General features: G+C 65.5%; 15 protein-coding genes and 1 pseudogene. 6 read left to right on the top strand and 10 right to left on the bottom strand.

Features of this window, described 5'->3' with window-relative positions:
• Positions 1 to 9: 9 nt before the first annotated feature.
• Together CSQ85_RS01205 and CSQ85_RS01200 are read left to right on the top strand one after the other, a co-directional pair.
• Positions 10 to 252 carry a hypothetical protein gene (locus CSQ85_RS01205; protein ID WP_107040492.1) on the top strand — a complete coding sequence of 81 codons (243 nt, stop codon included), beginning with the start codon at positions 10 to 12 and terminating at the stop codon, positions 250 to 252.
• 66 nt (positions 253 to 318) lie between these two features.
• Positions 319 to 1,539 (top strand): SPFH domain-containing protein, encoded by a 1,221-nt coding sequence (locus tag CSQ85_RS01200; RefSeq protein ID WP_107040491.1) that lies wholly within the window; start codon positions 319 to 321, stop codon positions 1,537 to 1,539.
• An 89-nt stretch (positions 1,540 to 1,628) separates the two neighbouring features.
• On the opposite strand, the gene CSQ85_RS01195 is transcribed toward CSQ85_RS01200, so the two are convergent.
• The 8 genes and pseudogenes from CSQ85_RS01195 to CSQ85_RS01160 form a co-directional block, all read right to left on the bottom strand.
• Positions 1,629 to 2,054, bottom strand: a complete 426-nt coding sequence (locus CSQ85_RS01195) for a helix-turn-helix transcriptional regulator (RefSeq protein WP_150382501.1) — start codon at positions 2,052 to 2,054, stop codon at positions 1,629 to 1,631.
• A 120-nt stretch (positions 2,055 to 2,174) separates the two neighbouring features.
• Positions 2,175 to 3,218 carry a zinc-dependent alcohol dehydrogenase family protein gene (locus CSQ85_RS01190; RefSeq protein WP_150382500.1) on the bottom strand — a complete coding sequence of 348 codons (1,044 nt, stop codon included), beginning with the start codon at positions 3,216 to 3,218 and terminating at the stop codon, positions 2,175 to 2,177.
• Between the two features lie 88 nt (positions 3,219 to 3,306).
• Positions 3,307 to 3,989: pseudogene (locus CSQ85_RS01185) on the bottom strand (haloacid dehalogenase-like hydrolase).
• A 115-nt stretch (positions 3,990 to 4,104) separates the two neighbouring features.
• Entirely contained in the window at positions 4,105 to 4,590 is a 486-nt protein-coding gene (gene dtd, locus CSQ85_RS01180) for a D-aminoacyl-tRNA deacylase (protein WP_150382499.1), read from the bottom strand.
• Between the two features lie 193 nt (positions 4,591 to 4,783).
• Positions 4,784 to 5,647 carry a transporter substrate-binding domain-containing protein gene (locus CSQ85_RS01175; protein WP_150382498.1) on the bottom strand — a complete coding sequence of 288 codons (864 nt, stop codon included), beginning with the start codon at positions 5,645 to 5,647 and terminating at the stop codon, positions 4,784 to 4,786.
• A gap of 121 nt (positions 5,648 to 5,768) precedes the next feature.
• Entirely contained in the window at positions 5,769 to 6,596 is an 828-nt protein-coding gene (locus CSQ85_RS01170; RefSeq protein WP_317909161.1) for an amino acid ABC transporter ATP-binding protein, read from the bottom strand.
• On the bottom strand, positions 6,589 to 7,299 hold the full coding sequence (locus tag CSQ85_RS01165; RefSeq protein ID WP_181281765.1) for an amino acid ABC transporter permease: 711 nt from the start codon (positions 7,297 to 7,299) through the stop codon (positions 6,589 to 6,591). The genes CSQ85_RS01170 and CSQ85_RS01165 overlap by 8 nt, the downstream gene beginning before the upstream one ends.
• Complete coding sequence (locus tag CSQ85_RS01160; RefSeq protein WP_107040483.1) at positions 7,292 to 7,954, bottom strand: amino acid ABC transporter permease; 663 nt, start codon at positions 7,952 to 7,954, stop codon at positions 7,292 to 7,294. Before CSQ85_RS01160 ends, CSQ85_RS01165 begins: the two co-directional genes overlap by 8 nt.
• A 470-nt stretch (positions 7,955 to 8,424) precedes the next feature.
• On the opposite strand from CSQ85_RS01160, the gene ychF reads away from it, so the two are divergent.
• From ychF to CSQ85_RS01140, 4 genes are all read left to right on the top strand, one after another.
• Positions 8,425 to 9,519: a redox-regulated ATPase YchF gene (ychF, locus tag CSQ85_RS01155; RefSeq protein WP_150382497.1), complete on the top strand. Its 1,095-nt coding sequence runs from the start codon at positions 8,425 to 8,427 to the stop codon at positions 9,517 to 9,519.
• A gap of 235 nt (positions 9,520 to 9,754) precedes the next feature.
• Entirely contained in the window at positions 9,755 to 10,363 is a 609-nt protein-coding gene (locus tag CSQ85_RS01150) for a GNAT family N-acetyltransferase (protein ID WP_150382496.1), read from the top strand.
• A 300-nt stretch (positions 10,364 to 10,663) separates the two neighbouring features.
• Complete coding sequence (locus CSQ85_RS01145) at positions 10,664 to 10,867, top strand: type II toxin-antitoxin system HicA family toxin (RefSeq protein ID WP_150382495.1); 204 nt, start codon at positions 10,664 to 10,666, stop codon at positions 10,865 to 10,867.
• The gene (locus CSQ85_RS01140) at positions 10,864 to 11,274 is read left to right on the top strand and encodes a type II toxin-antitoxin system HicB family antitoxin (protein ID WP_107040479.1); all 411 of its coding nucleotides are present in this window, start codon (positions 10,864 to 10,866) and stop codon (positions 11,272 to 11,274) included. The genes CSQ85_RS01145 and CSQ85_RS01140 overlap by 4 nt, the downstream gene beginning before the upstream one ends.
• A gap of 174 nt (positions 11,275 to 11,448) precedes the next feature.
• Here CSQ85_RS01140 and proC read toward each other — a convergent pair whose 3' ends face one another.
• Positions 11,449 to 12,303, bottom strand: a complete 855-nt coding sequence (gene proC, locus CSQ85_RS01135) for a pyrroline-5-carboxylate reductase (protein WP_150382494.1) — start codon at positions 12,301 to 12,303, stop codon at positions 11,449 to 11,451.
• A 67-nt stretch (positions 12,304 to 12,370) separates the two neighbouring features.
• Positions 12,371 to 13,906 (bottom strand): alpha/beta fold hydrolase, encoded by a 1,536-nt coding sequence (locus CSQ85_RS01130; RefSeq protein WP_150382493.1) that lies wholly within the window; start codon positions 13,904 to 13,906, stop codon positions 12,371 to 12,373.
• Between the last annotated feature and the right edge of the window lie 48 nt (positions 13,907 to 13,954).

The following is a 13,954-nucleotide window of genomic DNA, read 5'->3' as shown; positions in this document are numbered from 1 at the left end:
AGGAGCGACATGGCATTCCCCAATAGGAACAACAGCGACGGGAACGACGCGCCCGCGTTCTCCCGCGCCATCCCCGGCACGGAACAGCTGGCCGGCACCCTGAAGGACACCTTCGGCGCGTTCCGCAGCGGGCTCGGCATGCCGGAGTCACGATCCACCGCCACCTGCGAGGGATGCGGCGCGCCGCTGTCCGGCGCACGCCACGAGACGGTGCGCTGCGAATACTGCGACAGGCAGACCCGACTGCCGTAACGGGGAGCCCCGCACGACGACGGGAATCGGCGGAAATCACAGACAACCGACGGAAAGGGATCGGACATGGCGATCATCAAGGCATTCTCCGGCGCGCTCGGCGGCACGTTCGCCGACCTGTGGAAGGACATCATCACCGCGGGGCCGTTCGACGAGCACACCGTCGTCTCCCCCGGCGTCCCGCAGGGCACGAACAACGGCCGCGGCTCCAACGAATACGGCTCCGAGGGCGTGATCACCAACGGATCGCGCATCTACGTGCCGGAGAACACCGCCGCGTTCATCTTCAGCCAGTCCGGCATCGAGAACGTGATCGTCGAACCCGGCGGATACGAATACACCAACGGCGAGAAGAGCGTGCTCGCCGGCGACGGCATCGGCTCGTTCTTCGACCAGATGGCGGAACGCTTCACGTTCGGAGGCCAGCCGGCGGTCACGAAGTACGTGGCGTTCGTCAACCTGCGCGAGATACGCGGCGTGAAGTTCGGCACCCCGTCGCCGCTGGTGTACCACGACCGGTTCTACGACATCGATCTGGAGATCCGTGCCCGCGGCTCGATGTCGCTCAGGGTCACCGACGCCGTCCGCTTCGTGCGCAACTTCGTCCCGGCGAACACCTCGTCGTACTCGTTCGACGACCCCGGCGCACGACGCCAGCTCCTCTCCGAATTCGTCCAGTCGTTCATAGTGGCGGTCAACTCGCTGTCCGACAGGTACCGCATCTCCCAGCTGCCTGCCCAGGCGAACGCCATCGCGGACACGGTCCGATCCGACCCGTCGAACGCCGGCGCATGGGGCGCCCGCTTCGGCTTCGAGGTCGCCGGCGTGGGCATCGAGAGCATCGAGTTCACGGATGCGTCGCGCGAGCTGGTCAACCGCTTCTCGTCGAACAGGATGGACGTCGCCGCCTACGAGGGCGTCTCCCATCAGGCCGGCGACATGGCCGCGCAGCAGCGGATCGCGCAGGGCATCGGCGACCATGGATTCGGCGACGGCGGCATGCTGCTGGGCATGAACATGGCGCAGTCCATCAATCCGCTGACGGGCGCGCCGCTTCAGCCCCCGGCCGCGACGCCCGCGCCGGTGCCCACGCCCACGCCTGCGCCCGCACAGCCCGTTGCCGCATCGACCGAGGGCGCCGGTTCAGGCGCCTCCGGCGCCGCATCGTCCGGGATGTCCGTGGCGGAGCAGATCGACGCGTTGAAGAAGCTCAAGGAGCTGCTGGATGTGGGCATCCTCTCGTCCGAGGAGTTCGAGGCGAAGAAGAAGGAGATCCTCGGCCTGTGACGGCGGCCTGTGACGGCATGGCCCCGTCACGGTATGCGCCCCGACAATGAGGGTGACGGACAATGAGGGTGACGGGTCGGATTCCCGTTTCAGCGACGTCCCGACCCCGCATCGGGGAACATGAGGAACGCCAGGGCCCCGGCGGCGGCTCCACTGGCCAGCGCCCCGGTGATGATGGTGAGGACCTGCATGGCGGTGCTCAGCGATGCGCGGTCGTGATCCGCCGGAGGGCGCGTATCGGCGCTCGCCAGCGGATCGTCGACGAGCGTCTTGATGACCCGGGCGAGATCGCGGTTCTCCTCCTTGGCGATCTCGGCGTTGAACACGGTGCGCAGCGCCAGATACTGCAGCTTGCTCATCGGCGTCTTGCCGGTCTCGAGATTGGACACGGTCTGCCGGGCCACGCCCAGCTCATCGGCGAGCTCCTGCGTGGTCCAGCCGGCGACCTTGCGTATGATCGACAGGTTCTCCTGGAATTTGCCGATCCACCGTCGTTCGATCTCGGGCACCGTCATGGACTCTCCTTCCGCGTCGTCCCCCATCATAACCGCAGACGGGCTCGGACGGGAGCCGGAGGGGAAAGCCGATGCGGCCGGCCCCGGGATCCGGGAACCGGCCGCATCCGACCATACGCATCAGAACCGGATGAGCGACTTGATGACCTCACGGCGGTCCATCGCCTCGTACGCGTCCTGGATGCGGTCGAGGTCGTAGACGCCGGTGAACACGCGGCCGGGGTCGATCTCGTGCTTCAGGACCGCGTCGAGGAGCCCCGCGTCGAGATCGTAGTGACGCACCGGCGCCGGACCGCCCTTGATGCCGATGTTGCCGTAGAACGTGCCCTCGGCGCTGATCTCGACGTCATGCGGCAGACCGACGCGGCCGATGACTCCGCCGCGACGGACCAGACCGATCGCCGTATCGAACGACTGCTTGGAGCCGACGCATTCCAGAACCGCGTCGGCGCCGTAGCCGCCGGTCATCTCCAGCACCCTGTCGACGGCAGCCCGGTCGCGTTCGGCGACGATGTCGGTCGCGCCGAACTCGCGGGCGAGGGCGGCGCGGTCCTCGTGACGGCTCATCGCGATGATCCGCTTCGCGCCGAGCATGCGCGCCGACAGCACGCCGCACAGTCCCACCGCGCCGTCGCCCATCACCACGGCGGTGTCGCCGGTCCCGACCTCGGCGGACACGGCCGCGTGGTAGCCGGTGGACATCACGTCGGCGATCGTCAGCAGCGAGGCCAGCGTCCCGTCGTCGTAATCCTCGGGAGAGCCGGGCACCTTGACCACGGTGCCGTCGGCCTCGGGCACGCGCACGTATTCGGCCTGGCTGGCGCCGAAGTACCCGCCGTGGGGGCACACCGACTCGAAACCGGCCTTGCACACGGGACACTCGCCGCAGCTGTACGGGAACGGCAGCACGACGAAATCGCCGGGCTTCACGGACGTGACGGCGTCGCCGACCTCGTCGACCACGCCGATCGCCTCATGGCCGATCTGGCTGTTGCCCGGATGCGCGCTGAGCCCGCGGAAATACCACAGGTCGGAACCGCACACGCAGGCGCGCACCACGCGCACCACCACGTCGTCGTCCTTCTCGAGCCTGGCCTTCGGCACCTCGCGCACGGCCATCTCGCCCGGCTTCACGAAGATCGCGGCCTTCATCGTCTCGCTCATGACTCCTCCTTCGTTGTCGTTTCAACATCGCGGCATCCACGCTACGCCGTTGAAGCGCTTGAAGGGCAAATACGCGACACGCCGCCGTCTACTTCACCTGCGTGACGACGTCGCCCTTGACCATGAACCCCTTGCGCGCCATGTCGATCATCGGCTGATCAAACCGGCTGTCGGTGTAGAACTCGTCGATCACCGCGTCCTGCCCCAGCACCTGACGCAGCCGCTTCGGCTTGTTGGTGTTGAAGTTGAGGTAGGTGACCTCGAAGGTGTCCGGATCGATGGTCGACGCGATCAGCCGTTTGACACCGAGCCTACGGCACGCCTCCCCCACGGTCACGTCGAACGAGGCGGTGAGGATCACGTCGTCGGGCCGGGGGCGTACCACGGCTTGATCTTGCGCATGTTCCTGTCCCAGAACGCGTTGACCAGCGATTTCAGGCCGCCGGTGAGGTCGTCCGCGCCGATGACCGACGCGTCGGAGACGAGCACGTCCCTGCCGAGCCCGGCCTTGGCGACCGCGTCCAGTCGGCTGACACGCAGTTCGTCGATCCTCTTCGACGTCGAGAGGTCCTGAAGGTAGCGGCGCGCGACCTTGCCCACCCCATGCTCCATCTGCTCGAGCGTGGCGCGCCCGAGCTTGTATTTGATCGCGTACCGCAGGACCGGCGCGAGATGGCGGAACACCTTCATGTCGTACTGCGCGCTGAACAGGTACAGGTCGAACAGGCTCTCCCCGTCGTAGATGGTCCCGTCGAAGTCGAACACCCGCATGCCGTTCCCCTTTGCACTTCCGCTTTCCCTCTCCGCCCACTATAGGCGCGTGAACGGTTCGAACAAAGGGCGACGCGGCTTTCCTGACGCTCCGACTCCGCTCAGCCCCACGCCGTCAGCCCTTGTGAGGCATGTCCGTGTCGGTGTCGACTGCGATGGTGACGGGGCCGTCGTTGACGAGACCGACCCTCATGTGCGCGCCGAAACGGCCCTCCCTGACGGGGACGCCGCCCGAACGCAGCGCCTCGTTGAACCGTATCCAGACGAGGTCCGCGTGTTCGGGTTTGCCGGCCCTGATGAAGCTGGGACGGTTGCCCTTGCGCACGTCGGCGAACAGCGTGAACTGCGAGATCGACAGGATCTCGCCGCCGACGTCCTGGATGGACCGGTTCATCCTGCCCTGCTCGTCCTCGAACACGCGCAGGTTCAGCACCTTGTGGGCGAGCCATGCGATCTCGGCGTCGCCGTCCGCGTCGGACACCCCGACCAGGATCATGTATCCGGGGCCGATCTGCTGCGGGTCGAATGTGGGGTCGACCGTGCCCAATTCGTTGACGACGTCGACGCTTGCCTGTGACACTCTCTGGATGACGATGCGCATGAGTCAAGATTATGCCACGCGCATGCGCCGTGGATCACGGGGGGTATTGGCCGGGACACGGAAAAACGGGGCGCGGCGGTCCCACGATACAGAGGTATCGGTGGAACCGTCGCGCCCCGTCCCGGGTGTCCTGAGTCGGATGCCCGCATCATGCGTCAGATGCCGGGCATCGGCGACGTCGCGGAATCGGACGTCACTTGATGATGACGTCCTCCGGCTTGATGTCGGAGGTGAAGCTCGGAGCGAGCTCGCTCTCGTACGCCTTCTCGAAGAAGCCGTCGTCGGTCAGGGTCTTGATCTCCTTGTTGGTCCAGTCGAGCAGGCTCTTGTTGCCCTTCTTGACCGCCGGGGCGATGGTCGACTCCTCGCCGAGGGTCTTGACGCCCACGGTGAAGCCCGGGTTGTCCTTGGCCCACGCGTACAGGTACGTGTTGTCGTCGGCGAGCGCGGCCACACGGCCGTCCTTGAACGCCTGGAACTGCTGGGTCTTGGAGTCGAACTTCTGGAGGTTGACGTCCGGGTAGTTCTCGGTGAAGTACGTTTCGGCGGTGGTGCCCTTGGTCACGGCCAGGTCCTTGCCCTTGAGCTGGTCGGCGCTGGTGATCTTCGCGCTGTCCGGGGAGACGACGCCGATCGACACCTTCATGTACGGCTCGGCGAAGTCGACGACCTGCTTGCGCTCGTCCGTCACGGTGAAGTTGGCGAGGACGAGGTCGACCTTGTCGCTCTTGAGGGAGTCGACGCGGCCGTCGGCGTTGACCTGCACCCATTCGACCTTGACGCCGAGGTCCTTGCCGATCTGGTTGCCGAGCGCCACGTCGTATCCGGCGCGGGTGCCGTCGTTCTTGACGTAGCCGTACGGCGGCAGATCGCCGAACGTGGCGATGCGGATGGTGCCGGCCTTCTTGATCTCGTCGACCGTCTGGCCCTGCTGCGACGACGAGCCAGAGCCGGAGGCGCCCGCGGCCGCCGGGTCAGGGCCGTTGCCGCAGGCCGCGACGGAGATCAACGTGACCGCGGCGAGTGCGCCGGCGGCGATGCGCTTGAGATTGAACATGATGGTTTCCCCTCTCTTGTTGGCGTTTCGGTTGTTTGCCGTATTCCTGTGTTGTGGATGCGACGGATGTGAAGCGGATGGCGGGCGAACCCTCGGCAAGTGTGATCGCCGTGGGAGCCGATCACTCGTCGCCGACGGGCGACATGCTTTCGAGGAAGCTCCTGGCGCGGTCCGTCGACGGATGCGTGAAGAAGTCGTCACCCGACTGCCGTTCGAGGATCACGCCGTTCTCGAGGAACATGACGGTGTCGGCGACGCGTCGGGCGAACTCCATCTCGTGGGTGACGACGATCATCGTCATATGCCGTTTGGCGAGACGCAGCATGAGCTCCAGGACCTCCCGGACCATCTCCGGATCGAGCGAGGCGGTGACCTCGTCGAAGAGCATGAGCTCCGGGTTCATCGCGAGCGCCCGCACGATGGCGATTCGCTGCTTCTGGCCGCCGGACAGCTCGCGCGGGTAGGCGTTCTTGTATTCGGTGAGCTGCACGTCCTTGAGCAGACGGTCCATCTGCTCGTCGACCTCGGCCTTGGGGCGCTTCTGCACCTTGGTGGGGCCGAGTTCGATGTTCTTGGCGACGGTGAGGTTCGGGAAGAGGTCGTAGCTTTGGAACACCATGCCGATCTCGGTGCGCAGCGCGCGCCACGCCCGCTCGTTGTTGTTCGGCACGAGCTCGCCCTTGAACCGGATCTCGCCGCCCTGGATGGTCTCCAAGCCGTTGAGGCAGCGGATCAGCGTGGACTTGCCGGAACCGGAGGGGCCGAGCAGCACCAGCACCTGACCGCGGCGCACGTCGAAGCTCACGTCCTTCAGGACCTCGTGGTCGCCGTAGGATTTGCGCAGGTGGCGCACGGAGAGCAGAGGCTCCTCCCCCGTCGCTCCCGCGTCCCCCGCCCCGGCGGGCGTGACGTCGCCGGGAACCGTGGTCGTTCGCGTGTTGTCAGCCATTGTTGCGCTCCTTGGCTCGCTTCTCGAGGGCCTTGGCGATCATCGCCAACGGCCAGCAGATGATGAAATACAGGAAGAAGATGAACCCGTACACCCAGAATGCGGCGTCGGGATGGGTCATGCGGTTGGCCTCCATGATCTGCTGTCCGACGGTGACCACGTCGATGACGCTGATGAGCAGCAGCAGCGACGTGGTCATGATCACTCGGGCGGCGAGGTTGATGACGGCGGGGATCATGAGGTTGACCGACTGCGGGATGCGCACGTACCACATCAATTGCAGCCCGCTCATGCCGAGCGCGCGCCCCGCGTCGACCTGATGCTCGGACACCGAGATCAGGGCGCCTCGCACGATGTCGCTGATCTCGGCCGACACCCACAGTCCGAACGCGACGACCGCGACGGTCACGCCGTCGACCTGCACGCCGAGCTCCCGGGGCAGAATGTAGTAGGACAGGAACAGCAGCACCAGCGTCGGCACGATGCGGAAGAACTCCAGATACAGGCGCAGCACGGCGCGCAGCACCGGGTTTTTCAGGGTGCGCAGGGCGCCGAGGACCACGCCGAGCGGGATGCCGGCCAGCAATGCCAGTCCGGCCACCGTCACGGAGGTGCCGAGGCCCGACAGCAGACGGGCGAGGTTGTCGCCGACGAACAGCACGCTCGCCCCGGAGGCCAATGTCGCGTGCAGCGGATCAGTCATCGCCGAAAGTACCACGACGGACCCTCCTTTCGAGCAGCGTGAGCAGCACCGACAGCGGGATCAGGATGATCGCGTAGGCGACCACCAGCATGAGCAGGTATTCGTCGCTGCGGTAGTACATGCCGATCAGGTCACGGGCCGTGTTGGTCAGTTCCGGCACGGCGATCACGGTGAACACGGACGTCTCCTTGACCATGAAGATCACGTTCGCGGCGACCGCGGGCACGCTGCGGGTCAGTCCCTGCGGCAGGGTCACGTGGCGGATCATCTGCAGCGGCGACAGGCCCAGGGCGCGCGCCGACTCCTTCTGCACCCGGGGGATGCCGCTGAACCCGCCGGTGAACGCCCCGGACATGTACGCCGAGCCGAACACCGACATGCCGATCACGGCGCACGCCTCCGCGCTCCACCTCACGCCCACGGACGGCAGGCCGTAGTACAGGAAGAACAGCTGGATGAGCAGCGGGGTGTTGCGGAACAGCTCCTCGAACGCGGAGCTCGCCTGCGCGAGGACCGGCACCCGGTATTCGCGCACCAGCGCGAGCGCGAGTCCCAGAACCGCGGCCAGCGTCACGCTGATCGCGGACAGCCGCAGCGTGACGACGAACGCCTTCTCGAAGATCGGCAGCGCCGACAAGATGGCAGCCCAGCTCACAGGTCGTCCCTCCTTCCCGTTCCCGTTTCGATGTCTTCGATGTCGTTGACGCACACGGTTCGCGCGTCCCTCTCTCCTCGCCCGCACGCTGTGGCGCGGGGTCCTTGCGATTGCTCCGATGGCGTCCAGCGTAGCGGCTTCCCGCACCGCCGTTCCGCCGCCTATGCGGTCGCCGGCGTCCGGGGCGGTGGGATGCGCGGACGGCGGATTCACGCACGGGGCGTTCCGCGCGACATGCGCGGCACCGCATGATCCCAATGGCCGCAACGGTTTCACGCCTCTTCTGCTCGGCGTCGCCCGGGGTGTGACGCGGTCTCTCCCCGCCGCGGCTATGAGCGGCGTTTATATCCCGTCATCGATTGTTCCGAATCGGCGCCGTCCGATACGTGGCCCACGACGCCGCCACGACCTGCCATGAACGCTGCCACGAACCGGTGGCGCTTGTCGCTTTCGGCCTTAGACTGGGAGGCATGTCTTTAACTATCGGAATCGTCGGACTGCCGAACGTCGGCAAGTCCACCATGTTCAACGCGCTCACCCGCAACAACGTTCTGGCGGAGAACTACCCGTTCGCCACCATCGAGCCGAACACCGGCATCGTGCCGCTGCCGGACGACCGTCTGCCGGTGCTCGCCAAGCTGGTGCACACGGAGAAGGTCGTGCCCGCCACCGTCACGTTCGTCGACATCGCAGGCATCGTCAAGGGCGCCTCCGAGGGCGAGGGCCTGGGCAACAAGTTCCTCGCGAACATCCGCGAGGCCGACGCGATCTGCGAGGTCGTGCGCGCGTTCAAGGACGATGACATCGTGCACGTCAACGGCAAGGTCGACCCGGCCGACGACATCGACACGATCAACACCGAGCTGATCCTCGCCGACCTGCAGACCATCGAGAACGCGCTGCCGAAGCTGGAGAAGGACCTCAGGGGCAAGAAGATCGAGAAGGAGTACTTCGACGCCGTCAAGGAGGCGAAGACGATCCTCGAGAACGGCGAGACGCTCGACAAGGCCGCTCGCGAGGGACGCTTCGACAAGGACTCCGTCTACGACCTGCACCTGATGACCGCCAAGCCGTTCATCTACGTGTTCAACGTGGATGACGACGAGCTGCAGAACGACGAGCTCAAGACCAAGCTCTCCGCCTCCGTGGCCCCGGCGCCGGCCGTGTTCCTCAACGCCCAGTTCGAGGCCGATCTGACCGATCTGGACGAGGCGGACGCCCGCGAGATGCTCGAGGACGCGGGCCTCAAGGAGTCCGGCCTCGACCAGCTGGCCCGTGTCGGCTTCGACATCCTCGGCCTCCAGACGTTCCTGACCGCCGGTGAGAAGGAAGTGCGCGCCTGGCAGATCCACAAGGGCTGGACCGCACCGCAGGCCGCCGGCGTGATCCACACCGACTTCGAGAAGGGCTTCATCAAGGCCGACATCGTCTCCTACGACGACTTCGTGGCCGCGAACGGCTCGATGGTGCAGATCAAGGAGGAGGGCAAGCTCCGCCAGGAGGGCCGCGACTACGTGATGCAGGACGGCGACATCGTCGAGTTCAAGTTCAACGTCAGCAAGTAGGGGTGTCCCCTGCAAAACGGCGTGTTTCCAACGTTCCGGGGTTCCGGAGCTCGGGAACGCGCCGTTTTTCGATTCACGAAAACCGCGGTCATGCGTCCCTCGAGAGCGCGACAACGGCTTTCCATCCCTTCGCGCAACATCTGCGAGTAGTTGGTTGAAAGGAGGGATCCCGTCATATTCGGATGCCGTGTGTTAGCATGTCGAGTCATTGATTCCGCCGGCCCGGGAGATCCATATGAGCGAGACGATTGAAACCGCGCGTTTGCTGCTGCGTCCGTGGAAGACCGATGACAGGGCCGAGGCTGCGTCGCTGTTCAGATACGCCTCCGATCCGGATATCGGTCTGCTATGTGGATGGCCTCCGCATGCCAGTGTCGAGGGCAGTCTGAACGATATCAGGAACATCCTCGCCGCGGAGAACAACTGGGCCATCACCGTCAAGGAGCATGGCGGCGAGCCGGTCGGCAGCATCGCACTCAAGCCGGTCAGCCACCACATCATCGACCCGGTCAAGGCCGATGATGCACTCAGGGAACGCTACGGCAAGTATCTCGGCGACGATGCACTGGAATTGGGGTATTGGATCGGTCGCCCATTCTGGGGAAACGGATACATGCCCGAGGCGTTGAACTCCGTGCTCGCTTATGCGTTCGATACGTTGCATAAAGCTGCCGTGTGGGGCGGTCACTACACGGAAAACGCCCAGTCCGGCCGTGTGATGGCCAAATGCGGTATGAAACCGGTCTTTGAATCGGCACGCGATTACTTCAACCTCATCGATGAATACCATGACACCGTCTTCCGCATCATCACCGCCGGGGAATATACGCGAGATAGTCTCTGAGGAATACCTGAGATCAGTGGCGATATACCGTATCGACGATCTCGAGCTGAACCCCAAGGCCGCGCCGACATCGACGAATACCATCCGGCCCGAACACCCGCAAACTAAGCGAATGGCTCCGCGAGAACTACAGGTACCAGGTCAACCGCAAGATGGTCTCGGATTGGCTGCGTCGGGGCAAGCCGCCCTCTTCGAAACGCGCGAAGGGTTCGGACGGGTATTGTGAGTTCAACGTCGGCGAAGTGCTCGCGATGGCCATGGGCGCCGCCCGTTGACAAGAATACGCACGATGCGTATAATATGGGTGTGAGGTTCAAGGAAATAGAGAAGATACTCCGCCGCGACGGCTGGCGACTCTACTCGCAAAGCGGAAGCCACTGCCAATACACGCATCCGGACAAACCCGGAAGGGTGACCGTCCCGAAACACAACGGGGACCTCGCGCCGTTCACCGTCAAATCGATATGGAAGCAGGCCGGCATCAACGAAAGAAGGATCAAATGAAGCTCGTCTACCCGATCATCCTCTACCCGTCCGGAGTGCCCGGCGGATACACCGTGCTCTGCCCGGACATGCCCGGACTCGTCACCGAAGGACGCGACCTGCCCGAAGCGCTCGACATGGCCGTGGACGCGGCCAGCGGCTGGGTGCTCGGCGAACTCGAGGAAGGCAGACCCGCACCCCACGCCACCAACATCGCCGACATCAAACCCGACGGACCCGACGGCATCGTCACCCTCATCAGCCTCGACATGGACGCCTACGCCGCCAAATACGGCAGGAAATCGGTACGCAAGAACGTCACCATCCCCGCATGGCTCGACACGTTCGGAGAACAGCACGGCATCAACTACAGCGAGATCCTGCGCGAAGGACTCGAGAACCGATACCGGGAAACCCAATCCGCCTAAAAAACAAAACCCAGACGGCAGCAGGCTGCCGCTACCCCGTAGCATACTCCGTATCAGAACCTGACATGGTGAGCCGCCCGTCGACGAGCAGTCGGCGGGCGGCTCACCATATTCATGACTGTTCACGACTCCGCATCCGGCGAGCGTGACGATTGCCCCACCTGATCCCCGCAATCACTCCATGATCGCGTCGACGCCGTCGATGACGACGCCGCGGAAGCCGTCCTTCTCGAGCTGGCCGACACCGCGGATGGTGGTGCCGCCGGGCGAGCAGACCGCGTCCTTCATGGCGCCGGGATGCGTGCCGGTGGCCATGTACAGGGCGCCGACGCCTTCGACCATCTTCGCGGCAAGACGGTAGGCCGCCTCGCGCTGCAGACCGTATTTGACGCCGGCGTCGCCCAGCGCCTCGATGTACATGTCGGTGAAGGCGGGCGCGCATCCGGCCACGACCATCGCGATGTTCATGTGCGCGGTGTCGACGCGTTCGATGAGGCTGATCGGCGCGAACAGGGATTCGAACACCTCCGTCTCACCATCGGTGAGCGTGTTGGCGGCTTCGGTGACGAGCACGCCCTTGCCGACGGCCATCGGGGTGTTGGGGATCGTGCACTGGATGTGCACGCCGCGGTCCGCCGCGCCGTCGCTCGTCTCCCCGGTCTCCCCGGCATCGCCGGCCCCCGCGGCGAACAGCCCGCGGTACTTCTCCAGATCCCATCCGGCCGCGATCGACACGACGAACCTGCCCGGACGCGCGAGCTCCCTCGCGAGCGGCCCCACGACCGCTTCGATCTGGTAGGGCTTGATCGCGATGACGACCACGTCGGCCGCCGCCGCGACCTCGAGCGGGCTCTTGAGCGGCCGCACTCCCAGTTTCGCGGCGTTGCGTTCCAGCTTGTCCCAGTGGGCGGCGCAGGCGACGATCTGCCGCCCGCGTACGACGCCGGCGTCGACGAGCCCCTGCGCGATGGCCTGCGCCATGTTGCCGTATCCGATGAATCCGATGGTGAGATCGTCCAGATCCGCCATGATTGCTTCCTTTCCGAATGATTCCGAATGGTGATTCCGAATGACTTCGAGTGACTTCGAATGATTCCTAGAAGATCGACTCCAGATCGCCCCTGTCGAGCGCCTCACGCCACAGGTGGCCGAACACCACGGAGCCGTGCAGGCCGTCGTGCTCGAACTCGTTGGTCACCCAGTAGTGGCTGTTGCCGACGCGGCTCAGCGTGTCGAGCTGCATCCCCGAGTCGACGTACATGTCGTCGAAGTAGACGGCCGCCTGCAGCGGCACCTCGTTGCTCGCGAGCCGCTCCTCGTCGTAGATGACGCCGAAGCGGGTGTCCTCCATGAGCACGTCCATGGCGGCCCTGAACGGGCGCAGCGCCGCCTCCTGCTCGAACATCCACGGGAACATCGCCTCGCCGATGAAGTTGAGGGGGCGCTCCCCCGTGTCGAACTCGGGGTGGCGGTCGCGCACGCGCTGCGCGGCCCAGCGGATCGGCTCGTCCAGCTCGCCGTTGGCGTAGATGAACTCCTGCAGCGGCCAGTAGAGCGGACGCGACGACGTGGCGTTCATGACCTTGGCGAGGAACTCGTCGCTCAGGTCGGTCAGCGGACCGGCGCCGGACGGACCGGCATCGAGGGAGGGCACCGACCCGTCCGCACCGGCGAACGCGTCGTCGAGGATCCAATGGACGCGCTCGAAACTGGGTTTCATGCCGAAGTCCGAACCGAGGCACTGCAGGCGTTCGACGGTGAGCGGGTCCCCGTTGGCCATGAGCGGGAACCCGTGCGCGGCCATGCCGGCGATCACGCCGAGACGGTGTTCGATGGCGCCAGCGCCCAGATCCATCGGCTCCAGTACGGTGTCGGTCAGCGTGCCGACGAACCCATTCACTTCGGCGGCGGTCGGCAGCATGTCGGCCAGCGCGGCGACTCGCTCGACGTCCTGCGGGTAGCGTTCGTAGAACTGCCGGGTCTTCCTCGCCATGCGCGGGAACGTGTGCTCGTACACCTCGGTGGCGTCCGCGGGCACATGCGGGATGCCGCCGGTGGTGAAGCTGGCGTTGACCCCTTCGGGGAACAGCGACAGGTAGGTGAGCGTGAGGAAGCCGCCGTAGCTCTGCCCCATCGTCACCCACTTGCGGCCACCGAACTCGGTGCGGCGCAGGTGCTCGAAGTCGCGCACGATCGAATCCGCGAGGAACAGTTTGAGATAGTCGGCCTGCGCCCGGGCGGCGGCGGACGCGCCGGACACCCCGCCGATCGTGTCGTCGGCGTGCACCGCGGCGATGCGCGCCATCGTATGCGTGTCGATGCGGTTGGAGCGGCCCGTTCCGCGCTGGTCGGGCAGGATCACACGGAAGTGCTTCGTCGCCTCCTCGATCCATCCGTCGGATTGCGGGCTGAGCAGTCGCGGTCCGGCCCCGCCGGGACCTCCCTGGAGGAAGACGAGCAGCGGCAGGTCGTCGTGCACGTGCTCGGGCGTGGTGACCACCCGGTAGAACAGTTTGATCGACTCGCCGTCGAAGCCGTGCCCCGGCTCGTGTCCGGTCCAGTCGAGCGGCACGTCGATGGAGCGGTCCTCGATGTGCAGTCCCGGGACGTAGTATTCGTTGAGCAGCGTCATGCGCCTTCCCTCCGTTCGGCCGACCGCGCCCGAGTCAGGCGCGTGCGT

This window comes from Bifidobacterium rousetti, from assembly GCF_008698235.1.
GTDB classification, from domain to species: Bacteria; Actinomycetota; Actinomycetes; order Actinomycetales; family Bifidobacteriaceae; genus Bifidobacterium; species Bifidobacterium rousetti.
This window is presented reverse-complemented; position numbering and strand designations above follow the sequence as displayed.